This is a genomic window from Streptomyces sp. NBC_00076 (assembly GCF_045041235.1).
In the GTDB taxonomy this organism is placed as follows: Bacteria; Actinomycetota; Actinomycetes; order Streptomycetales; family Streptomycetaceae; genus Streptomyces.
Genome location: NZ_CP108242.1, coordinates 10053804 through 10074966, shown reverse-complemented (window position 1 = coordinate 10074966; position 21163 = coordinate 10053804). Strand labels below are relative to the sequence as shown.

12 protein-coding genes and 3 pseudogenes are annotated in these 21163 nt (G+C 71.3%); 6 read left to right on the top strand and 9 right to left on the bottom strand.

Going from position 1 to position 21163, the window contains the following annotated elements; all coding sequences use genetic code 11:
* Nucleotides 1-36 precede the first annotated feature (36 nt).
* Complete coding sequence (locus tag OHA64_RS44905) at nucleotides 37-837, bottom strand: crotonase/enoyl-CoA hydratase family protein (RefSeq protein WP_405622992.1); 801 nt, start codon at nucleotides 835-837, stop codon at nucleotides 37-39.
* A gap of 176 nt (nucleotides 838-1013) precedes the next feature.
* Here OHA64_RS44905 and OHA64_RS44900 point away from each other — a divergent pair, with 176 nt between their 5' ends.
* The 3 genes from OHA64_RS44900 (at nucleotide 1014) to paaK (ending at nucleotide 6397) form a co-directional block, all read left to right on the top strand.
* The gene (locus tag OHA64_RS44900) at nucleotides 1014-2633 is read left to right on the top strand and encodes an acyl-CoA synthetase (protein WP_405622991.1); all 1620 of its coding nucleotides are present in this window, start codon (nucleotides 1014-1016) and stop codon (nucleotides 2631-2633) included.
* A gap of 117 nt (nucleotides 2634-2750) precedes the next feature.
* A complete protein-coding gene (locus tag OHA64_RS44895) occupies nucleotides 2751-4799 on the top strand; it encodes a sulfatase (protein ID WP_405622990.1) in 2049 nt (682 codons plus the stop codon).
* Nucleotides 4800-5098: 299 nt separating this feature from the next.
* Nucleotides 5099-6397, top strand: coding sequence for a phenylacetate--CoA ligase PaaK (gene paaK, locus OHA64_RS44890; RefSeq protein ID WP_405622989.1), 1299 nt, complete (start codon nucleotides 5099-5101; stop codon nucleotides 6395-6397).
* A gap of 43 nt (nucleotides 6398-6440) precedes the next feature.
* Here paaK and OHA64_RS44885 read toward each other — a convergent pair whose 3' ends face one another.
* A complete protein-coding gene (locus tag OHA64_RS44885; protein ID WP_405622987.1) occupies nucleotides 6441-7940 on the bottom strand; it encodes an acyl-CoA synthetase in 1500 nt (499 codons plus the stop codon).
* Between the two features lie 120 nt (nucleotides 7941-8060).
* On the opposite strand from OHA64_RS44885, the gene OHA64_RS44880 reads away from it, so the two are divergent.
* Nucleotides 8061-10472 carry a penicillin acylase family protein gene (locus OHA64_RS44880; protein ID WP_405622986.1) on the top strand — a complete coding sequence of 804 codons (2412 nt, stop codon included), beginning with the start codon at nucleotides 8061-8063 and terminating at the stop codon, nucleotides 10470-10472.
* A gap of 70 nt (nucleotides 10473-10542) precedes the next feature.
* Here the strand turns inward: OHA64_RS44880 and sigJ are convergent, their stop codons facing one another.
* From sigJ to OHA64_RS44860, 4 genes are all read right to left on the bottom strand, one after another.
* Complete coding sequence (gene sigJ, locus OHA64_RS44875) at nucleotides 10543-11409, bottom strand: RNA polymerase sigma factor SigJ (protein WP_405622985.1); 867 nt, start codon at nucleotides 11407-11409, stop codon at nucleotides 10543-10545.
* 80 nt (nucleotides 11410-11489) lie between these two features.
* Nucleotides 11490-11804: a hypothetical protein gene (locus tag OHA64_RS44870; RefSeq protein ID WP_405622984.1), complete on the bottom strand. Its 315-nt coding sequence runs from the start codon at nucleotides 11802-11804 to the stop codon at nucleotides 11490-11492.
* Nucleotides 11805-12017: 213 nt separating this feature from the next.
* Nucleotides 12018-13592: an acyl-CoA synthetase gene (locus tag OHA64_RS44865; protein ID WP_405622983.1), complete on the bottom strand. Its 1575-nt coding sequence runs from the start codon at nucleotides 13590-13592 to the stop codon at nucleotides 12018-12020.
* On the bottom strand, nucleotides 13589-14701 hold the full coding sequence (locus tag OHA64_RS44860; protein WP_405622982.1) for an NAD(P)H-dependent flavin oxidoreductase: 1113 nt from the start codon (nucleotides 14699-14701) through the stop codon (nucleotides 13589-13591). Before OHA64_RS44860 ends, OHA64_RS44865 begins: the two co-directional genes overlap by 4 nt.
* 166 nt (nucleotides 14702-14867) lie before the next feature.
* On the opposite strand from OHA64_RS44860, the pseudogene OHA64_RS44855 reads away from it, so the two are divergent.
* Nucleotides 14868-16414: pseudogene (locus OHA64_RS44855) on the top strand (serine hydrolase).
* 4 nt (nucleotides 16415-16418) lie between these two features.
* Here the strand turns inward: OHA64_RS44855 and OHA64_RS44850 are convergent.
* A pseudogene (locus OHA64_RS44850) lies at nucleotides 16419-16950 on the bottom strand (transcriptional regulator); the annotation flags it as partial.
* 6 nt (nucleotides 16951-16956) lie between these two features.
* On the opposite strand from OHA64_RS44850, the pseudogene OHA64_RS44845 reads away from it, so the two are divergent.
* A pseudogene (locus OHA64_RS44845) lies at nucleotides 16957-17097 on the top strand (short-chain dehydrogenase); the annotation flags it as partial.
* A gap of 152 nt (nucleotides 17098-17249) precedes the next feature.
* On the opposite strand, the gene OHA64_RS44840 reads toward OHA64_RS44845, so the two are convergent.
* Both OHA64_RS44840 and OHA64_RS44835 read right to left on the bottom strand, forming a co-directional pair.
* Nucleotides 17250-18818 (bottom strand): phytoene desaturase family protein, encoded by a 1569-nt coding sequence (locus tag OHA64_RS44840; RefSeq protein WP_405622980.1) that lies wholly within the window; start codon nucleotides 18816-18818, stop codon nucleotides 17250-17252.
* A gap of 54 nt (nucleotides 18819-18872) precedes the next feature.
* The gene (locus tag OHA64_RS44835) at nucleotides 18873-21113 is read right to left on the bottom strand and encodes a tetratricopeptide repeat protein (RefSeq protein WP_405622979.1); all 2241 of its coding nucleotides are present in this window, start codon (nucleotides 21111-21113) and stop codon (nucleotides 18873-18875) included.
* Nucleotides 21114-21163 lie beyond the last annotated feature (50 nt).

Below are 21163 nucleotides of genomic sequence, written 5' to 3'. Positions count from 1 at the left end.
CCTTCCGAGGGAGGGTCGGGCGCGGTCCGGGCAGGGTCAGGCGCGCTTGTACTCGGGCGGTCGCTTCTCCGCGAAGGCGCGGGCGCCCTCCTTGGCGTCGGCGGTGTCGAAGACGGGCCAGCCGCGCTCGAGTTCGGCGGCGAGCCCGTCGGCCTCGGTCAGTTCCGCGGTCTCGTACACCGAGGCCTTGACGGCCTCGACGGCGAGCGGGCCGCAGGCGTTGATCTGTTCGGCGATCTCCAGCGCCTTGGCGAGCGCGCCGCCGTCGGGGACGACATGGCCGATCAGGCCGATGTCGGCGGCCTCACGGGCGCTGTAGGGGCGGCCGGTGAGCAGCATCTCCAGGGCGTGGGTGCGCGGGATCTGGCGTTGCAGCCGGACCGTGGAGCCGCCGATCGGGAAGAGGCCGCGCCTGACCTCGAACAGACCGAAGGTCGCGGACTCGCCCGCGACCCGGATGTCGGTGCCCTGGAGGATCTCGGTGCCGCCGGCGACGCAGTACCCCTCGACGGCGGCGATCACCGGCTTGCCGGGGCGGTGGTGGCGCAGCATCGCCTTCCAGTGCAGGTCTGGGTCGGCCTTGAGCCGGTCCCGAAGGTGCTCGCCTGCCATGCCCTGTCCGGCGAGGGCCTTGAGGTCCATGCCCGCGCAGAACGCACCGCCGGCGCCGGTGAGCACGATCGAGCGGATCTCGTCGTCGGCGTCGGCCTCGATCCAGCCGTCGTACAGACCGACCAGCATCGACAGCGAGAGCGCGTTCTTGGCGTCGGGCCTGTTGAGCGTGAGTACCAGGGTGGCGCCTTCGCGCCGCACCGTGAGGTGTTCCGTCCCAGCCATGGGCCATCTCCCCTCTGACAGAACGAGAACAGGTTGCAGGAGGCGCCGGGGCACTTCAAGGGTTTTCTGACACTCAGTCAGATTTCTTCGACGCGGACCCTTCACAGTTGCGGCGCCCTTTGCTCTGATGACGGCGAACCGACCGTTGCCAGGCACGCCCGGGGTCAGGAGGAGCGGTGGAGTACAACCTTGCCGACCTGTTCGAGTCGGTCGTCGACGTGGTCCCGGACCGCGAGGCGCTCGTGTTCATCGACCATCCCGGCACCGGCGCGGAGCGCCGTCTGACGTACGCGGAGCTGGACGCGGCCGCCAATCGCGTCGGCCATCATCTCCTCGACAGCGGGGTGCGCCCCGGCGAGCACGTGGGGCTCCACCTGTACAACGGCGTCGAGTACCTGCAGACAGTGCTCGGCTGCCTGAAGGCGCGGATCGTGCCGGTCAACGTCAACTACCGTTATGTGGAAGAGGAGTTGGTCTATCTCTATCGGGACGCCGACCTGGCGGGCCTGGTCTTCGAGGCGGAGTTCACGGACTTGGTGGCGGCGGCGCTCCCGCACACGGACGCGCTGCGGCACCTGGTGCGGGTCGGGGAGCCGGCGCCAGGGGCGGCGCAGGTGGCGGCCGTCCCCTTCCCGGAAGCCGAGGCTGCCGGGTCCCCGGAGCGCGGGTTCGCGGCCCGCTCGGGGGACGACCAGCTCATCATCTACACGGGCGGCACCACCGGGATGCCCAAGGGCGTGATGTGGCGCCAGGAGGACCTGTTCTTCTCGGGGCTGGGCGGCGGCGCGCCGACCGGGGAGCCGGTGAGGAAGCCGCAGGAGCTGGCCGAACGGGTCGCGGCCGGCGGCGCGGGGATCACCTTCCTCCCCGCCGCCCCGCTGATGCACGGCACCTCCACACTGACCGCGTTCATCGGCTTCAACTTCGGCCAACGGGTGGTGCTGCACCGCAAGTTCGTGCCCGAGGAGGTGCTGCGGACGATCGAGAAGGAGAAAGTCACCAGCATGTCGCTGGTCGGTGACGCGATGCTGCGTCCGTTGATCGACGCGCTCGAAGGTCCGCTGAAGGGCGTCGACATGTCGTCGATGTTCAGCGTGTCGTCCTCGGGGGCGATCATGTCGGACACGGTCCGCCGACAGTTCCAGGCCCTCGTCCCGAACGTGATGCTGCTCAACAACTTCGGCTCCTCGGAGTCGGGCTTCAACGGCACGGCCACGGAGGACTCCGGCCCCGAGCGCGGCTTCCGCGTCCGCGTCAACTCCCGTACGCAGGTGGTGGATCCGGCAACCCGCGAGCCGGTCGCCGCAGGAGAGGTCGGGCGGGTGGCGCAGTGCGGCCATGTGCCGCTCGGCTACTACAACGACACGCGCAAGACCGCCGAGACGTTCTTCGAGAAGAACGGCGAGCGGTGGGTGCTGCTCGGCGACATGGCCACCGTCGACGAGGAAGGCGTGGTCACCGTCCTGGGCCGGGGCTCGCAGTGCATCAACACGGGCGGGGAGAAGGTCTATCCGGAGGAGGTCGAGCAGGCGCTCAAGTCCCATCCGGACGTGTACGACGCGATGGTGGCCGGGGTGCCGGACGCGAAGTGGGGACACCAGGTGGCGGCCGTGGTGCAGTTGCGCGGTGGCGCCGAGCGGCCGTCCCTGGAGGAGATCCAGACGCACTGCCGGTCCCGGCTCGCCGGTTACAAGATCCCGCGCAGGCTGGTGATCACGGAGACGCTCCGGCGGTCACCCAGCGGCAAGGCGGACTACCGGTGGGCCCGGGAGGTGGCGGCGTCGGCGGGCGGATGAAATTCGGTCCCGTTGGCTTGAACCGAAGGTGACGTGCGGACGTACTGGTGGTGGCAGGCTGGGCCTTCGGGCCCCGTTTGCCATGCCCCTCGCACGACCGCACGGAAGGACCTCCGGGTGTCTCTCTTCACTCGCTCTCGTCAACTGCCCGACGCCGAGGGTGAGGCGGTCCCGGACGGCGGCAACTCCGCTGCGACTGACGGGACGAGAGAGGACGAGGCGACCGGGGAGTCGGGCGAGGACGTCGACACGGCGGAGGGGAAGCCCGCAGAGGCGGAAGAAGCCGCACCGGCCGAGGACAAGAGCGCAGAAGTACCGGCCGACGAGGAGAAGGCCGCCACGCCGGAGCAGCCGGACGACACCGCCGACGAGGAGAAAGCGGCCTCGCCCGAGGACTCGGACGACGCCACCGACGGGGAGAAGGCCGCCACTCCGGAGGACTCGCACGACACCGCCGACGAGCCCGCGGAAGCGGCGACCGAGGACCGGCCCGACGCCGGCGAGTCCCCTGGCTCCCCGAAAGCCGGCTGGTTCGGATGGCGCCGCCGCTATCCCGGCGCCGCACGCGGTGTGGCCGTGGGAACAAGTGTGCTGGCCGGTGTGACGGTGCTGGCCGCGCTGCTCATGCCCAACCGGCTCGACAAGCTCACGCTGTTCTCCTTCTTCCGCGTGCCGGTCGAGGGGATCGTGCTGGCGTGCCTGCTGCTCGCGCTCCCTGGGAAGCCGCGGCGGATCACGGCCGTCGCCTCCGGCGCCGTCCTCGGACTGTTCACCGTTCTGAAGTTCCTGGACATGGGCTTCAACCAGTTTCTGGCCCGGCCGTTCGACCTCGTCTTCGACTGGATCCTGCTGGACGACGCCGCGGACTTCGTCAGGGAGTCGTTCGGCCGCTCGGGCGAGGTGCTCGCGATAGCCGCGGTGATCGTCCTGCTGATCGCCGTGCTCGCACTGAGCACGCTCGCGGTGGTGCGGCTGACGAACGTCATGGCCCGGCACCGTGCGGCGGCCATCCAGACCACCCTCGTCCTGGGCACCGCGTGGGTCACCTGCTTCACGCTGGGCGTACAGGTCGGCGGAGTCACGATCGCGACCAAGGGCAACACCGAGTTCCTCGCCAACCGTGTGGAGAGCGTGCGCAACGGCCTGGGCGACGCCAAGGTCTTCGAGAAGCAGGCCAAGGTCGACGCCTTCGCCGCCACCCCGCCCAACCAGCTGCTGACCGGACTGCGCGGCAAGGACGTCCTGTTCACCTTCATCGAGAGCTACGGCCGTGTCGCCCTCGACGATCCGGCGATGGCGCCGCAGATGGACGCGACCCTGAAGGAGGGCACGAGCCGGATCAAGGCGGCCGGCTTCGAGTCGCGCAGCGCCTGGCTCAGGTCGCCGGTGGCGGGAGCCGGCAGCTGGCTCGCCCACTCGACGTTCCTGTCCGGCCTGTGGGTCAAGAACCAGCAGCGGTACCGGAGCCTGACCACCGGCGACCGCGCGACCCTCACCAGCTACTTCCAGAAGACCGGTGCCTGGCGCACGGTCGGCATCGTTCCCGGTGTGCGCAAGGCCTGGCCAGAGGGCAAGTACTTCGGTCTCGACCACATCTACGACTCCACGCACCTCGGCTACCAGGGCCCGTACTTCAGCTGGACGCCCGTGCCGGACCAGTTCAGCATGGAGGCCTTCGAACGACTGGAGCACGGCAAGAAGGACCGCGATCCGATCATGGCGGAGATCATCCTTGCCTCCAGTCACAACCCCTGGTCCCCCATCGCCCGCATGACCGACTGGGACAAGCTCGGCGACGGCTCCGTCTTCGAGAAGATCAAGAAGGAGGGCACGGACCCCAAGGAGGTCTGGCAGAAGCCGGAGCGCGTCCGCACCGAGTACCGGCGCGCCATCCAGTACTCCGTGAACAGCCTGACCCAGTGGCTCGAGCGCTACGGCGACGACAACACGGTCCTCGTCTTCCTCGGCGACCACCAGCCGGTTCCCACGGTCACGGCCGGCAGCTCCAGCAAGGACGTGCCGATCACGATCGTCGCCCGCGACAAGAAGGTGCTGGACAGGATCTCCGACTGGGGCTGGACCGACGGGCTCAAGCCTGCCGACAACGCACCGGCATGGGGCATGGACAAGTTCCGCGACCGCTTCATGACGGCGTACCAGAAGTGATGCCTCACACCGTCAGGAACTCCTCCAGGATGTCCAGGAACTCCTGTCCAGTAACTCCCTGGGCCGGCGGCCCCCGGCGTGCTCTGCCGACAGCGGAGCCGGGGCGCCGGCTCTGAAGGGGTGAAAGACCGGCGTGTCGGCGATCCGGGTGACCGGGCTCGCCCGCCGCGGCGGGATTGCCTGGCAGAAAGTGCGCGACGTCCCCTTGCCCCGCCGGGGGTCGCCTGGATTACTGATCCCGAGCACCTCGACCGAATGATCGGTCGTCCGGAGCGTGCGGTGCGGAGGGAGAGGTCGGCATGGCGGACGCGACGGACCTGCTGGACTCGGGGGAACGGCTCGACGCGCAGGCGTTGCGGATCGTGCAGCTGGAGCGGTTGCGGGCCTCGCTGCGGCACGCCTACGAGCATGTGCCCTTCTACCGGGACTCCTTCGACACGGCAGGACTCCGCCCGGACGACTGCCGCTCCCTGGCCGACCTGGCCCGTTTCCCCTTCACCACCAAGGCGGACCTGCGGGAGAACTATCCGTACGGGATGTTCGCCGTGCCCCGGGACCGCATCCGGCGCCTTCACGCGTCGAGCGGCACCACCGGGCGCCCCACAGTCGTCGGCTACACGGACGGCGACCTCTCCCTGTGGTCCGACATGGTGGCGCGCTCCATCCGCGCGGCGGGCGGGCGGCCCGGTGACACGGTGCATGTGGCGTACGGCTACGGGCTGTTCACCGGCGGGCTCGGCGCGCACTACGGGGCCGAACGTCTCGGCTGTACGGTCATCCCCGCCTCCGGCGGCATGACGGCCCGCCAGGTCCAGCTGATCCAGGACCTCCGGCCCGAGATCATCATGGTGACGCCGTCGTACATGCTGACGATCCTCGACGAGTTCGAGCGCCAGGGCGTCGATCCGCGCGGCACCTCGCTGCGGGTCGGTGTCTTCGGTGCGGAACCCTGGACCGAGCAGATGCGGTGGGAGATCGAGGAGCGGTTCGCGATCGACGCCGTCGACATATACGGGCTGTCGGAGGTGATCGGTCCCGGGGTCGCGCAGGAGTGCGTGGAGACCAAGGACGGGCTGCACATCTGGGAGGACCACTTTTTCCCCGAGGTCGTCGATCCGATCACCGGCGAGGTGCTGCCCGACGGTGAGCGGGGCGAGCTGGTCTTCACCTCGCTCACCAAGGAGGCCATGCCGGTCGTCCGCTACCGGACCCGGGACCTCACCCGTCTGCTGCCGGGCACGGCCCGCGTCTTCCGGCGGATGGAGAAGGTGACCGGCCGCAGCGACGACATGGTGATCCTGCGCGGGGTGAACCTCTTCCCCACCCAGATCGAGGAGATCGTGCTGCGCACACCGGGCGTCGCTCCCCACTTCCAGCTCCGGCTCACCCGCGAGGGCCGCCTGGACGCCCTCACCGTCCGGGCGGAGGCCCGCCCCGACGCCACGCCCGAGGACCGGGACGCGGCCGCGCGGGCCATCACGGCGGCCGTGAAGGACGGCATCGGCGTGGCGGTCCGCGTCGAGATCGTCGATCCGGAGTCGCTGGAGCGGTCCGTGGGGAAGATCCGTCGGATCGAGGACCTGCGTCCACGCCAGTGACCGGCAGGAACCTGGTGCCGTGGGTACATTGCCTGCCACGGCACTAGCTGCCGGAAAACCTGTCCCTGAGCTCCCGCTTGAGGATCTTCCCGCTCGCGTTGCGGGGCAGTTCGTCCACGAACACCACCCGCTTCGGCGCCTTGAAGTGGGCCAGCTTCTCGCGAGCGTGGGCGAGGAGGTCCCCCTCGGTGACCTCGCCGCGCGGGACGACGACCGCGGTGACGGCCTCGATCCACCGCTCGTCGGGCAGGCCGATCACGGCGACCTCGGCGACGGCGTCGTGCGTGTAGAGCGCGTCCTCGACCTGGCGTGAAGCGACCAGAACGCCACCGGAGTTGATGACGTCCTTGACCCGGTCGACGATGGTGAAGTAGCCGTGTGCGTCGCGCACCGCGAGGTCGCCGGAGTGGAACCATCCGTCGCGGAAGGCCTCGGCGGTCTCCTCGGGCTTGTCCCAGTAGCCCTCGCACAACTGCGGGGAGCGGTAGACGACTTCGCCGGGGGTGCCGTCGGGCACGTCCCTGCCGTCCTCGTCGACCACGCGGGCGTCCACGAACAGGACGGGCCGGCCACAGGAGTCCATCCGGCCCTTGTGCTCGTCGGGTGCGAGGACGGTCGCCAGGGGGCCGATCTCGCTCTGGCCGAAGCAGTTGTAGAAGGCCAGCTTCGGGAGCCGTTCCCGCAGCCGTTCGAGGACGGGTACCGGCATGATCGACGCTCCGTAGTACGCCTTGCGCAGTCCGCCGAGATCGCGGGTGGCGAAGTCGGAGCGGCCGGACAGGCCGATCCAGACCGTGGGCGGGGCGAACAGGCTGTCCGCGCGGCCGGCCTCGATCAGGTCGAAGAGGCGGTCGCCGTCCGGCGCGTCGAGGATGAGGTTCGTGGCGCCGACCGCGAGGTACGGCAGCAGGAACACATGCATCTGGGCCGAGTGGTAGAGCGGCAGCGAGTGCACCGGGCGGTCGCCCGCGCTGAGGTCCAGAGCGGTGATCGCGCTCAGGTACTCGTGCACCAGGGCGCGGTGGGTCATCATCGCGCCCTTCGGCAGGGCCGTGGTGCCGGAGGTGTACAGCAATTGCACCAGGTCCTCGCCGCGCGGCTCCGGGCCGTCGTACGCGGGTGTCGAGGCCTGCCGTGCCAGCAGCGAGTCCTCGGCGTCGCGCAGGGGCAACGTCCTTACACCGTCAGGAAGTTGACCGGCGAGGCCGGGGTCGGCCAGCACCAGCGTGCTGCCCGACTGGCCAACGATGTACGCGAGGTCGTCGCCCGTCAGGTTCTGGTTGACCGGCACATGCACCAGGCCCGCGCGGGCACAGGCGAGGAAGCCGATCAGATACGCGTCCGAGTTGTGGCCGTACGCGCCGACCCGGTCACCGGGGACGAGTCCCTCGCCGAGGAGCAGCCCGGCCGCGCGGGAGACGGCCTGGTCCAGTTCCTCGTACGTCCAGGCGCGGTCGGCGTACTCCACCGCCACCCGCGCCGGGGTGCGTCGGGCACTGCGGCGCAGCACCCCGTCAACCGTACTGCCGTGTCCAGGCGTCATGACACATGATCCTCGGGCCGCCGCGGAAGGAGGTCAAGCACCGCCGATCACCACGCCCCGGGGACACATACCCACTGGTACGGTCAACCGCTCCTTCCCTCAACGACGTTGGGAGGCACGATGCGCGCCCGTATGAGACGGCTCGCCGTCACAGCCGTCGCCCTGCTCACCGCCGCCACCGCACTGCCGGCGGCCGCGGCACAGAGCCGGGAACCACAGGAACATCCGTCCGACCGTGGTCTGTCCGCCGTGATCCGCTACACCGAGTACGGCATTCCGCACATCGTCGCGAAGGACTACGCGAACCTCGGCTTCGGCACCGGGTGGGCGCAGGCCGCCGACCAGGTGTGCACGCTCGCCGACGGCTTCTTGACCGTGCGCGGCGAACGTTCGCGGTACTTCGGGCCCGACGCGGCGCCCGACCAGTCGCTGTCCTCGGCCGCGCGGAACCTCTCCAGCGACCAGTACTTCCGCGGGGTGCGGGAGTCCGGCACGGTGGAGAAGCTGGTCGCCGAACCGGCGCCGCGCGGTCCGAGCCGTCAGACGAAGGACCTGATGCGGGGCTTCGCGGCGGGCTACAACGCCTGGCTGAAGCAGAACCGGATCACGGACCCGGCGTGCCGGGGTGCCGCCTGGGTGCGTCCGGTGACGTCCCTGGACGTCGCCGCACGGTCCTTCGCGTTCGCGGTGCTCGGCGGACAGGGCAGGGCGGTGGACGGCATCACGGCGGCGCAGCCGCCCACCTCGGCGACGGCGCCGACGGCCGCGCCGGACGCCCGCGACACCGCTCGGGCCGCGTGTGAACTCCTCGCCGCGGACTCCGCCGACATGGGCTCCAACGCGGTCGCCTTCAGCGGCGCGACGACGGCGAACGGACGCGGACTGCTGCTGGGCAATCCGCACTATCCCTGGCAGGGCGGGCGCCGCTTCTGGCAGTCGCAGCAGACCATCCCGGGCGAGCTGAACGTGGCCGGCGGCTCGCTGCTCGGCTCGCCGGCGGTGTCCATAGGTCACACCGCACATGTGGCGTGGAGCCACACCGTGGCCACCGGTGTCCCCCTCGACCTCCGTCAGCTCACCCTCGATCCGGCCGACCCCACCGCGTACCTCGTGGACGGCAGGACGGAGCGGATGACGAAACGCACGGTCACCGTCGAGGTCAAGGGCGGCGCCCCGGTGACCCGCACCCAGTGGTGGACGCGGTACGGCCCCGTGGTCACCGCGCTCGGTGCCTCGCTGCCCCTGCCGTGGACGTCCACGACGGCGTACGCGCTGGGCGACCCCAACGCCGCCAACCTGCGTAGCTCCGACACCGCGCTCGGCTTCGGCAGGGCCCGCAGCACGGCCGACCTGCTGGGCTCACTGCGCCGCACACAGGGTCTGCCCTGGGTCAACACGATCGCCGCCGACTCGGGCGGCCACACACTGTTCACGCAGTCGCAGGTGCTCCCCCGGATCACCGACGAGCTGGCGCAGCGCTGCTCCACTCCCCTGGGCAAGGTCACCTATCCCGCGTCGGGGGTCGCGGTCCTCGACGGGTCGCGCGGCGACTGCGCGCTCGGCAGCGACCCCGACGCCGTTCAGCCGGGGATCTTCGGGCCGGCCAGGATGCCGGTCCTGAAGGACGCCCCGTACGCGGAGAACTCCAACGACAGCGCCTGGCTGGCCAACGCGGACCGTCCGCTGACCGGGTACGAGCGGATCTTCGGCACGATCGACACGCCTCGTTCCCTGCGCACCCGGGGCGCGGTCGAGGACGTGGCGGCACTGGCCGAGAAGGGGGCCCTGACCGTACGGGATCTCCAGGCGCAGCAGTTCGCCGACCGGGCGCCCGCGGGGGACCTGGCCGCGACGGACACGGCGAAGGCGTGCGCCGCGCTGCCCGGCGGCATGGCGACGAGCGGCGACGGCAGGTCCGTCGACGTGCGCGAGGCGTGCGGGGTGCTCGCGAGGTGGGACCGCTCCATGGACACCGGCAGCCGGGGCGCGTTGCTGTTCGACCGGTTCTGGCGGAAGCTGACGGCGGCCGTGCCGGCGGCCCGGTTGTGGAAGGTCCCGTTCTCGGCTGACGATCCGGTGCGCACCCCGAACACGCTCGACACGGGGGCACCGGGTTTCACCACGGCGCTCGCCGACACGGTGGCCGAGCTGCGGGCGGCGGGCATCGCGCTCGACTCCCGGCTCGGGGAGCACCAGTTCGTCGTACGGGACGGCCGCCGTATCCCCGTTCCGGGCGGCACCGAGGCGCTGGGCGTGTGGAACAGGGTGGAGCAAGTGTGGAGCGCGGCGGGCGGCGGTTACACGGAGGTGACGACCGGGTCGAGCTACATCCAGGCCGTGGGCTGGGACGGCGGTCGCTGCCCGGTGGCCCGTACGCTGCTGACGTACTCCCAGTCCTCGAATCCGAACTCGCCGCACTTCGACGACCAGACGCGGTTGTTCTCCGGGGAGAAGTGGGTGACGTCCCGGTTCTGTGAGAAGGACGTCCTGTCCTCACCGGGGCTGAAGATCGTCCGCGTACGCGAGCGCTGACGCTGTCGCTGTCGACCGCGTATCCCGGTGGTGTGGTCCCGTCACCCATGTGGCGGGACCACACTTTTCGCTAGGCCGGGACATGGCCGAGTTTGTCGGGGTTCAGTACCGCGTAGATGCCGTCGATCAGGCCGTCGCGCACGTCGATGGTGAGGAGCTGGTCGATCCCGTCGACCGCCAACGCCATCGCGGGGCGGCCGTTGACGTCCACGCGGCGGGGCGTCCCGAACGGCCGGCGGACGACAGAGCTCGCGAAGAACAGGACCACCTGGTCTCGGCCCTCGACGGGCCGCAGAGCCGCTCTGACCTTGCCGCCGCCGTCGTTCCAGGCGGCCACGTCATCGGTCAGGAGGTCGCTGAGGGTGGCCAGGTCGCCGCTCTGCGCGGCCTTCAGGAACCGTGCCAGCAGCTTGGCGTGCTCGTCCTCGGTGAGAGCGAAGCGGTCGCGTCCGGCGGCGAGTCGGCGGGCGCCCCGCAGGTGCATCTGACGGCAGTTGGTCTCGGTGGTGTCGATGACCCGCGCGATCTCGCCATACGACAGTTCGAAGGCCGCACGCAGGACGAACACCGCCCGCTCGGGGGGTGACAGACGCTCCATCAGGTGGACGGTCGCATAGGCGACGGTGTTCCGCAGCTCCGCGGTGTCCAGCGGACCGAGCGCGTCGGTGGCCACGGGTTCGGGCAGCCAGGGCCCGATGTACGCCTCGCGGGTCGCCCGTGCCGACCTGAGCCGGTCGAGGGCGAGTCGCGAGACGAGGGGGATGAGGAAGGCCCCGGGTTCGCGGGTTCCGGTGCGATCGGTGCCGGTCCACCGCAGGTGGGCGTCCTGGACGATGTCCTGGGCGTCCCACATGCTGCCGAGCAGCCGGTAGGCGAGCCCGAGCAGCAGGGGACGGCAGGTCTCGAACTGCTCGGTCGCCGGTTCCGGGGTTTCCAATGCCCATGTCCTTCCCAGTCGTTCGATGCGCGGTGCGGGCGTGTGCGGTGGCCGCGTTCAGTGCGCCGTGGCCGCACCAGTCAACTCCGCCACGAACCCGTCGCGCCACCCGGCGTGGTGGCAGTACGACTCAGGGTGAGGGCGGCGCGCGCGTCGTCGGCGCCGCGCGGTTCGTTCATGAAGGCGCGGTCCCGGCCGCCGACCGCGAGCCGGGCGAGTTCTGCGGGCGCCTTCTTCGGCCGGGGCTGGCGTCTTCGTCGGGCGCGACGGGCGTCCCCTTCGACCAGAGCGCGTCGAGCATGCCGGCGAGCCCGGGCACACTCTCGTGCGGCGGCCGGGGTGTCGTCGACGATGGTGTCCCCGGGGGCCGATTCCGGGGTGCCGATCCACGTCACCCCGAATGTCGACCACCCCCGTACCGGGCGGCCTCACGGGCCGGCACGGTACGGGGGTGGCACGGTGACGACGATGTCGACCGCCATCCGGTCCGGGTCGGGATCCGGGTCCGGCACGCCGGCGTCGCGACGCCGCGGAGGTCCGTCGAACGCCTCGGGCACCCGGCCGGCGACCCCGGTGGTGCCGTGGACAGCTTGCCCGGACGGCGCTGGTCACACGGGGCGCGTACGGCCCTCCCAGTACGGGTCCCGCAGCCGCCGCTTGTACAGCTTGCCGTTGGGGTCGCGGGGCATCTCGGCGATGAAGTCGACGCTCTTGGGCCGCTTGTACCCGGCGAGTTGCTCGGCGCAGTGGTCGAGAAGCGCGGCGGCTAGGGCGGGGCCGGGCTCGTGTCCGGGGGCCGGCTCGACGACCGCCTTGACCTCCTCGCCCCAGTCGTCGTGCGGGATGCCGAAGGCGGCGGCGTCGGCGACCGCGGGGTGGGCGAGCAGGACGGACTCGATCTCGGCGGGGTAGATGTTCACGCCTCCCGAGATGATCATGTCGATCTTGCGGTCGCGGAGGAACAGGTAGCCGTCCTCGTCGAGACAGCCGAGGTCGCCCACGGTGAAGAAGTCGCCGATGCGGTTCTTCCGTGTCTTGGCGTCGTCCTTGTGGTACGAGAAGCCGCCGGTGTTCATCTTCAGGTAGACGGTGCCGAGTTCGCCGGGCGGCAGCCGGTTGCCGTCGTCGTCGAAGATCGCGAGCTCGCTGATGGGCCAGGCCTTGCCGACCGTGCCTGGCTTCTTCAACCAGTCCTCGGCGGTCGCGAAGGCTCCCCCGCCCTCGCTGGCCGCGTAGTACTCCTCCACACAGTCGCCCCACCAGTCGATCATGGCCCGTTTGACGTGGTCCGGGCAGGGCGCGGCGCCGTGGATGGCGTGGCGCATGGAGGAGACGTCGTAGCGGTCCTTGATGTCGTCCGGCAGGGCCAGCAGACGGTGGAACTGGGTCGGGACCATATGGGTGTGCGTGCACCGGTGGGTGTCGATCAGGCGGAGCATCTCCTCGGGCGTCCACTTGTCCATCAGGACCAGGCGGTGGCCGATGTGCAGGGACGCGCCCGCGAACTGGAGGACGGCGGTGTGGTACAGCGGTGAGCAGACGAGGTGCACGTTGTCGCCGAACGGCCGGATGCCGAAGATGCCGAGGAAGCCGCCGAGGTACGCCTCCTCGGGGGCCTTGCCGGGCAGCGGGCGCCGAATGCCGCGCGGGCGGCCGGTGGTGCCCGAGGTGTAGTTCATGACCCAGCCGAGGGTGCGGTCGGCGGGCGCCGACTCCGGTTGCCCGTCGAGGAGTTCGGCGTACGGCCGGAAGCCCTCGACCGTGCCGACCGCGTACCGGTGAGTGGCGGGGAGGCCGGCCTCGTCGGCGGCGTGGCGGGCGGGGCCGGCGAAGCGCTCGTGGGTGAGGAGGACCTTGGCGCCGGAGTCGGCGACGATCCAGGCGATCTCGGGGCCGACGAGGTGGTGGTTGACCGGGACGAGGTAGAAGCCCGCCTGGCTGGCGGCCAGGTAGGCGGTGAAGAACTCCGGCCCGTTGGGCAGGACCACCGCGAAGGCGTCGCCGCGTTCCAGTCCGGCCGCGCGCAACCCGTGCACCAGGCGGTTGGTGGCGGCGTGCAGGCGTCCGGCGGTCCACGGTTCGCCGTCCGGTGCGATGAGGACGGTGCGGTCCGGGTGCCCGGTGGCCTGGGCCCAGAAACCGGTGGGTGGTGTGCTCGTGGTGGCAGCGGGGGAGGTGCTCACGACTGGCCGCTCCTTCCGGCGATGCGGTTGATGCGGTCGACGGCCCGTTCGAAGCCTCGGGTGAGGTCGTCGAAGACGGCCTGGACGCTGCGTTCGCTGGTCATCCGGCCGACGATCTGGCCGACCGGCGTACCCAACAGCGGGTCGACCTCGTACTTCTGGATGCGTGAGACGGCCTCGGCGACGAGGAGTCCCTGCAGTGGCATGGGGAGGGTGCCGGGTCCGTCGGGGTCGTCCCAGGCGTCGGTCCACTCGGTGCGCAGCTGGCGCGCGGGCTTGCCGGTGAGGGCGCGGGAGCGGACGGTGTCGCCGGAACCGGCGGCGAGCAGCTTCTGCGTCAGGGCGGGCGAGTGCATGTCCGCTTCTGTGGTGGTCAGCCACAGGGAACCCAGCCACACTCCCTGGGCTCCGAGTGCCAGTGCCGCCGCCACCTGCTGACCGCTTCCGATCCCCCCGGCGGCCAGCACCGGCAGTGGGTCGACGGCCTCGACGACCTCGGGCGTGAGCACCATGGAGGCGATCTCGCCGGTGTGACCGCCGGCCTCGTACCCCTGGGCGACCACGATGTCGATGCCCGCCTCCTGGTGCTTGCGGGCGTGCCGGGCGCTGCCCGCGAGCGCGGCGACGAGCACGTCCTGGTCGTGGGCGCGGTCCACCACGTCGGCGGGCGGTGAGCCGAGGGCGTTGGCGAGCAGCCGTATCGGATAGTCGAAGGCGACGTCGAGTTGGGTGCGGGCGACCTGCTCCATCCAGCCGGTGATGCGCCAGCCGGAGGCCTCTCCCGCGGCGAGTTCGGGCACGCCGTGCTTGGCGAGGGTGTCCTGGACGAACTGCCGGTGCCCCTCGGGGATCATCGCCTCGACATCGGCCTCAGTGACTCCCTCCACCTTCTTGGCGGGCATGACGACGTCGAGACCGTACGGCTTGCCGTCGATGTGCGCCTCGATCCAGTCGAGGTCACGTTTGAGGTCGTCGGGGGCGGTGTAGCGGACCGCGCCGAGCACTCCGAAGCCGCCGGCCCGGCTGATGGCCGCGGCTACGGCGGGGAACGGCGTGAAGCCGAAGACGGCGTGCTCGACTCCCAGTGTCTTGCTCAGCTCCGTCTGCATGGGCGCAGGATGCCGCAGTCCTCCGGACGACGGAAGAGGTTTTCTGATGCTCCGTCAGATTTCTTGAGTGCCAGCACGTCCCGTTGACACGCCGCCCACCTGACACGAAAGTTTCACCGCGCAAGGTGATCCCGGAAAGATACTTTCAGTCAGCGGGAGGTTGCCCATGAGGGACGACGCGGCGGACAGAGCGGCGGACGGGCGCGGACCGACCCGCCGTCAACTGGGGCGACGAGCACTGGCCTTGGGCGGCGCCCTCACCATCGCCCCTCTTCCGGCTGGACCGGCCGGCGCGGTTGAGGCGGCCGGGTCGGCCAGGCGTCCCACCCTGCGGCACGGCTCCCCCGAACGCGCCGGGTTGCTCCCCGCTCACCTGCGTCAACTCGTCACAGATGCCGAGGCCTTCCTCGGCCCCTCCCCCAGCCATCCCTGGTACGCGGGCGCCGTGCTGCTCGCCGGGCGCGGCGGCACGGTGGCCCTGCACCGGCCCATCGGCATGGCGGTGCGCTACCGGGCGTACGACGAGAAGACCGACACGGGCGTCGAGTTCCCGGCCGACCAGCAGATCCCCATGGCGGAGGACACCGTCTTCGATCTCGCCTCCGTGTCGAAGCTGTTCACCTCGATCCTCGCCGTGCAGCAGATCGAGCGGGGCGCGCTGGAGCTGGAGGGGAGGGTCGCGGGATACCTTCCGGAGTTCGGCGGGGCGGGCAAGCAGGACATCACGATCCGTCAACTCCTCACCCACACCTCGGGTTTCCGCGCCTGGATCCCGCTGTACAGGGCCCCGTCGTACGAGGAGAAACTCCGCCTCATCTGGGACGAGGCGCCGCTCAACCCACCGGGGTCCGCCTACCTCTACTCGGACCTGAACCTGATCTCGCTGCAACTGGTGCTGGAGAAGGTCACGGGCCGCGCGTTGGACACCCTCCTGCACGACGAGGTCACCGCCCCGCTCGGCCTCCGCCACACGCGCTACAACCCGCCCGCCTCCTGGAGAACGAGGATCGCGGCGACGGAGGACGCCCGCGCCCCCTGGTCGGGGCTCGACAGAGGACTCGTGTGGGGCGAGGTGCACGACGAGAACGCGTTCGGCCTGGGTGGCGTGGCCGGTCACGCCGGGGTGTTCTCGAACGCCTGGGACCTGGCCGTCCTCGGCCGCACGCTGCTCAACGGCGGGACCTACGGCCGCGCCCACGTCCTGCGACCGGAGTCGGTGGAGCTGATGTTCACCGACTTCAACACCGCCTTCCCCGGCGACGAGCACGGCCTCGGCTTCGAGCTCTACCAGCACTGGTACATGGGCGCGATGGCCACCCCGCGCACGGCAGGGCACACCGGGTTCACCGGCACCTCGCTGGTCCTCGACCCGACGACCGACTCCTTCCTGATCGTTCTCGGCAACTCCGTCCACCCGGTGCGCAGTTGGCGTTCCGGCTCCGCGCCCCGGGTCGCCGTCGGCAACCACCTGGCGCGCGCCGTGCCGGTGCGGCCGCGGCACGGTCGTACGGCCTGGTTCTCCGGAATGACGAATGCCACGACCGCCGGCTCACGCTGCGCTGGCGCTACGCGACCGACCGGCTGTACGTCGGGCGCGGCGCGTACGTCGACGGGCTGCGCGTTCAGGCGGCGGACGGCGTCCTGTTCGACGAGGCACGTCCGGCGGACGGTGCGCGCATCGAGGCCAACGGCTGGACCGCCTCCGCGGACTGACGGCTCAGCCGGGGATGTCCATGCGCTGGGTACCGACGACCGACAGCAGCCGGAACGCCTCCTCGGACGGCGACCCCGGTGCGACGGTGTAGATGATCACGCGCTGGTCGCGGTCGGTGATGTCCAGGACGTCGCAGTTGACGGTGACGGGGCCGACGACGGGGTGGTCGAAGGTCTTGCAGAGGGTGGGGCGCGCGGCCACCTCGTGGGCGGCCCACAGTCGCGCGAACTCCTCGCTGCCGGCGAGGAGTTCCTCTACCAGGCCGGTCATTTCCGGGGTCGTCGGGGTAGCGGGCCGCGGCGGCGCGAAGGTGCTGGACGGCGCTCCGGGAGAACGCGTCGGCGTCCGACACGCTGTACAGCCACCGGCCACCGCGACGCGGCTCCAGGAACCTCCGCCGGACGAGGTTGCGGTCGCGGCGGGGAAGGGCGGAGAAGTCCTCCATGAGGGCTGCCGCCAGGTCGTTCCAGGCGATGACCGCGTACGTCGCCGACAGCACGATCGCGGCGGCCTGTGGCAGCCGGTTCAGCAGGTCGCCCGGGTGCTCCTCGCGGCCCGTACGGAGACCCAGCTCAAGGCGGTGACCGAGGAGATCCGGGCCGCGGGAGGCACCGCGGACTACGTACGCTGCGACCTTGCCGATCCGGCCGGCATCCGCGCCGCCGTCGACCGGACGGTGGAGCTGTACGGCCGTCTCGACGTCGCCTTCAACAACGCGGCGACCATCCAGCCGTCGGGCCCGCACCTCCAGCGTGGGCAGCCTGAGGGCCAACCCGTGGCTGCCCGCGTACGGCGCGGCGAAGCGGGCGCTGAACCGAAGCCGCACGGACGTCCTCAGTCGTCACCGGATTCCAGCACCGCCATCGCCGCGTTGTGCCCCGGCACCCCGCTCACCCCTCCCCCGCGCACCGCGCCCGCCCCGCACAGCAGCACGTTGGGGTGCCGGGTCTCCACGCCCCAGCGGCCGGTGCCGTCCTGGGCGTACGGCCAGGCGAGGTCCCGGTGGAAGATGTTGCCGCCGGGAAGACGGAGGTCCCGCTCCAGGTCGAGCGGGGTCTTCGCCTCGATGCAGGGCCGCCCGTCGGCGTCGGTGGCCAGACAGTCGGCGAGCGGCTCGGCGAGGTGGGCGTCGAGCTGGGCGAGGGTCGACTTCAGGAGGTCGTCGCGTACGGCGTCGTTGTCCCGCTCGAAGAGCCGGGCCGGTGTGTGCAGTCCGAACAGGGTCAGGGTCTGGTAGCCCTGTTCGACGAGGTCCGGGCCGAGGATCGTCGGGTCGGTGAGCGAGTGGCAGTAGATCTCGGAGGGCGGGGCGGCGGGCAGTTCACCGGACGCGGCCTGGGTGTGGGCGGCGGCCAGTTGCTCGTAGCCCTCGGCGATGTGGAAGGTGCCGGAGAACGCCTCGCGCGGGTCCACGGACTCGTCACGCAGCCGTGGCAGCCGCTTGAGGAGCATGTTCACCTTGAGCTGGGCACCCTCGGCGGGCGCGGGGGCCTGGTCGCCGGTGAGGGCGGCCAGTTCCTGCGGGGAGGCGTTGACCAGGACGTGCCGGGCGCCGACCGTGCCCTCCCCGTCGGCGGTCCGGTAGGTGACCTCCGCGGTGTTTCCGTCGGTGTCGATGCGTACCGCCTCGTGTCCGGTGGTCAGGACGGCGCCCGCCGCTCGTGCCGACTGGGCCAGCGCGTCGGTGAGGGCGCCCATGCCGCCGACGGGTACGTCCCAGGCTCCGGTTCCGCCGCCGATGACGTGGTAGAGGAAGCAGCGGTTCTGCCGCAGCGAGGGGTCGTGGGCGTCGGCGAAGGTCCCGATGAGGGCGTCGGTGAGGACGACGCCCCGCACCAGATCGTCGGCGAAGCGGTCCTCGATCGTCGCGCCGATCGGTTCCTCGAAGAGGGTCTGCCAGGCGTCCTCGTCGTCGATGCGGCGGCGCAGTCCGTCGCGGGTGGGCAGCGGCTCGGTGAGCGTCGGGAAGACCCGCTGGGCGACGCGGCCGGTCATGTCGTAGAACCGCTGCCAGGCCTGGTACTCGCGCTCTCCGCCGGTGAGTCGGGCGAACGCCTCTCGGGTGCGTCGTTCGCTGCCGCCGACCAGGAGTCCGGTCGGGCGGCCGTCCCTCTCGACGGGGGTGTACGACGACACGGTGCGGGTGCGGACGCGGAAGTCGAGCCCGAGGTCCCGCACGACCTTCTTCGGCAGCAGGCTGACCAGGTACGAGTAGCGTGACAGCCGCGCGTCCACACCGGTGAACGGGCGGGTGGACACGGCGGCGCCGCCGGTGCGCTCCAGCCGCTCCAGGACCAGCACGGAGCGTCCCGCCCGGGCCAGATAGGCGGCGGCGACAAGGCCGTTGTGGCCGCCACCGATCACTACGGCGTCGTACGTCCGGTGTCCCTCGTGTACAGGCATGGTTCTTCGTAACACGGGGTGATCCACGTCGGCCAGAGATGGGCCGCGGCCGGGTCAGTGGCCGCCGGTCATGCGTCGCTGCCGCACCTCGGCCACCTGGCGGTACAGATCCGCTGCTTCGGCGCCCCGCCCGAGCTGCTCCAGGCAGTGGGCCTCGTCGTTCCGGCTGGCGAGGGTGTCGGGGTGGTCGGCGCCCAGGACGCGCTCGCGGGAGGCGGCCACCCGGCGGTACTCGGTCAGCGCGTCCGGCCAGCGGCCCAGCCACCCGAGGCCGACGGCGACCTCGCGGCGGCTGACCAGGGTGTCCGGGTGGTCGGCGCCCAGGACGCGTTCGCGGATCGCGCACACGTCGCGGGACTCGGCGAGGGCCTCCTCCCAGCGGCCGAGTCGGCCGAGGTTCACGCCCAGGCCGTGGCGGGCGCGCAGGGTCTCGGGGTGGGCGGGGCCCTGGATCCGGGTGCGGTCGTCGATCAGGTCGCGGTAGAGCTGGAGCGCCTCCGTGCTGCCGCCGAGGCGGCCGAGGCTGATGCCGACCTCGTAGCGGGCGGCGAGGGTGTCGGCGTGGTCGGGACCCAGGGCCTGGGCGCGGGCCTCGGCGACCTCGCGGTAGGTCTGCAGGGCTTCCGGCCAGCGGCCCAACTGGCCGAGCGCGTAGGCGACCTCGTAGCGGGTGACCAGGGTGTCGGGGTGGTGCGGGCCGAGCACCCGGGCGCGCGCGGCCGCCACGTCGCAGGCCATGCTGTACGAGTCCTCCAGGCGGCCGAGCCTGCTGAGGTTGAAGGCGAGGTTGTGGCGGCAGCGCAGGGTGTCCGGGTGATCGGCGCCCATGATGCTCTCGCGGGCGGCGAGCACCGAGTTGTAGACCTGGTGGGCGTCGAAGTGGCGCCCCAGCTGTCCGAGGACGTACGCCATTTCCTGGCGCGCGGCGAGGGTGTCGGGGTGGTCCGGGCCGAGCGAGATGCTCCGGGAACGGGCGACGTGCTTGTACTCGCGCAGGGCGTCGGCGGCGCGGCCGGTGCGGCTGTAGGTGAAGGCGACCTCGTAGCGGCTGGCGAGGGTGTCGGGGTGGTCGGGGCCCAGGAGGTGTTCGCGTTCGGCGGCGACCGCGCGGTGCACCTCACCGGCCTCGGCCCAGCGGCCGAGCCGTCCCAGGCTGAGCCCGGCGTTGTGTCGTCCGGCGAGCGCGGTGACCGCCTCCGGGGAGGGGGCGGGCGGTGCGTCGGGCACCGGTTCCTCGGGTCTGCCACCCGGCGGGCGCGGGATCCATTCGCCGGTGAGGCCCGCCCCCGCGTCGGGGGCCGCGGTGCGCAGTCCGGCGCCGGTGGCCTTGTGCCCGGTGGTCATGCCCCGGGTCCAGGACGGCAGGCGGGCTCCGCGCGGGGTGGCCGGCTCGGGCGGGCGCAGATCCGGCTGCGGGGTCGCGACGGTCGGCACGTACGTCGGTGTGGCGCGTCCGTCGCTGATCCGGCGGCCCAGCTCGCGGGCGTCGTTCGGGCGTTGCTCGGGGCTCTTGGCGAGCAGGTCGAGGATGACCTCCTCCAGGTAGGCGGGCAGGTCGGCGCGGTGGCTGCGGGGCGGGCGGGGCGGTGTGTCGCGGTGGCCGATGAGGATCGCCCAGGGGTCGTCGAGGTCGAAGGGCGGGGCGCCGGTGGCGATCTCGTACAGCACGCAGCCCAGTGAGTACAGGTCGCTGCGCTGGTCGACCTCGACACCGCCGATCTGCTCCGGCGACATGTAGTGCGGGGTGCCCATGGCGATGCCGGTGCCGGTGAGGCGGGAGGTGAAGCCGATGTCGTGGCCGAGGCGGGCGATGCCGAAGTCGCAGATCTTCACGGTGCCGTCGGTCAGCCGCACGATGTTCGCGGGCTTCAGGTCGCGGTGCACGATGCCCTGTTGATGAGTGTAGGCGAGGGCGGCGGCGACCTGGTCGGCGATCTCGACGACGTCGGGGACGGGCAGCGGGTGCTGCTTGTTGTCCTCCAGGAGCTGGCTGAGGTTGCGGCCCTCCAGGAGTTCCATGACGAGGTAGAGGACGCCGTCCCACTCGCCGAAGTCGTGGACGACGGTCACACCGCGGTGCTGGAGGGCGGCTGCCACCCGGGCCTCGCGCCTGAACCGCTCCCTGAGGACCCCGGTGAAGGCCTGGTCGTGGTGCCCGCCCAGCGGCTTGAGGCACTTCACGGCGACCTGCCGGCCCAGCGACTCGTCGCGCGCCCGCCACACCTCGCCCATACCGCCCCGCCCGATCTGGTCGAGCAGCCGGTACCGGCCGTGGATCAGCCTGCTGTCCCCCATCTCCTGCGACCGCCCCCGTCGACTCCGCCCCACCCGCCCCTGGCTGGTCC

Excerpts from the sequence above, each read along its gene's own strand:
- OHA64_RS44905 (WP_405622992.1), bottom strand. The coding sequence starts at position 837 with ATGGCTGGGACGGAACACCTCACGGTGCGGCGCGAAGGCGCCACCCTG.
- paaK (WP_405622989.1), top strand. The coding sequence starts at position 5,099 with ATGGCGGACGCGACGGACCTGCTGGACTCGGGGGAACGGCTCGACGCG.
- OHA64_RS44885 (WP_405622987.1), bottom strand. The coding sequence starts at position 7,940 with ATGACGCCTGGACACGGCAGTACGGTTGACGGGGTGCTGCGCCGCAGT.
- OHA64_RS44880 (WP_405622986.1), top strand. The coding sequence starts at position 8,061 with ATGCGCGCCCGTATGAGACGGCTCGCCGTCACAGCCGTCGCCCTGCTC.
- OHA64_RS44860 (WP_405622982.1), bottom strand. The coding sequence starts at position 14,701 with ATGCAGACGGAGCTGAGCAAGACACTGGGAGTCGAGCACGCCGTCTTC.
- OHA64_RS44840 (WP_405622980.1), bottom strand. The coding sequence starts at position 18,818 with ATGCCTGTACACGAGGGACACCGGACGTACGACGCCGTAGTGATCGGT.
- OHA64_RS44835 (WP_405622979.1), bottom strand. The coding sequence starts at position 21,113 with ATGGGGGACAGCAGGCTGATCCACGGCCGGTACCGGCTGCTCGACCAG.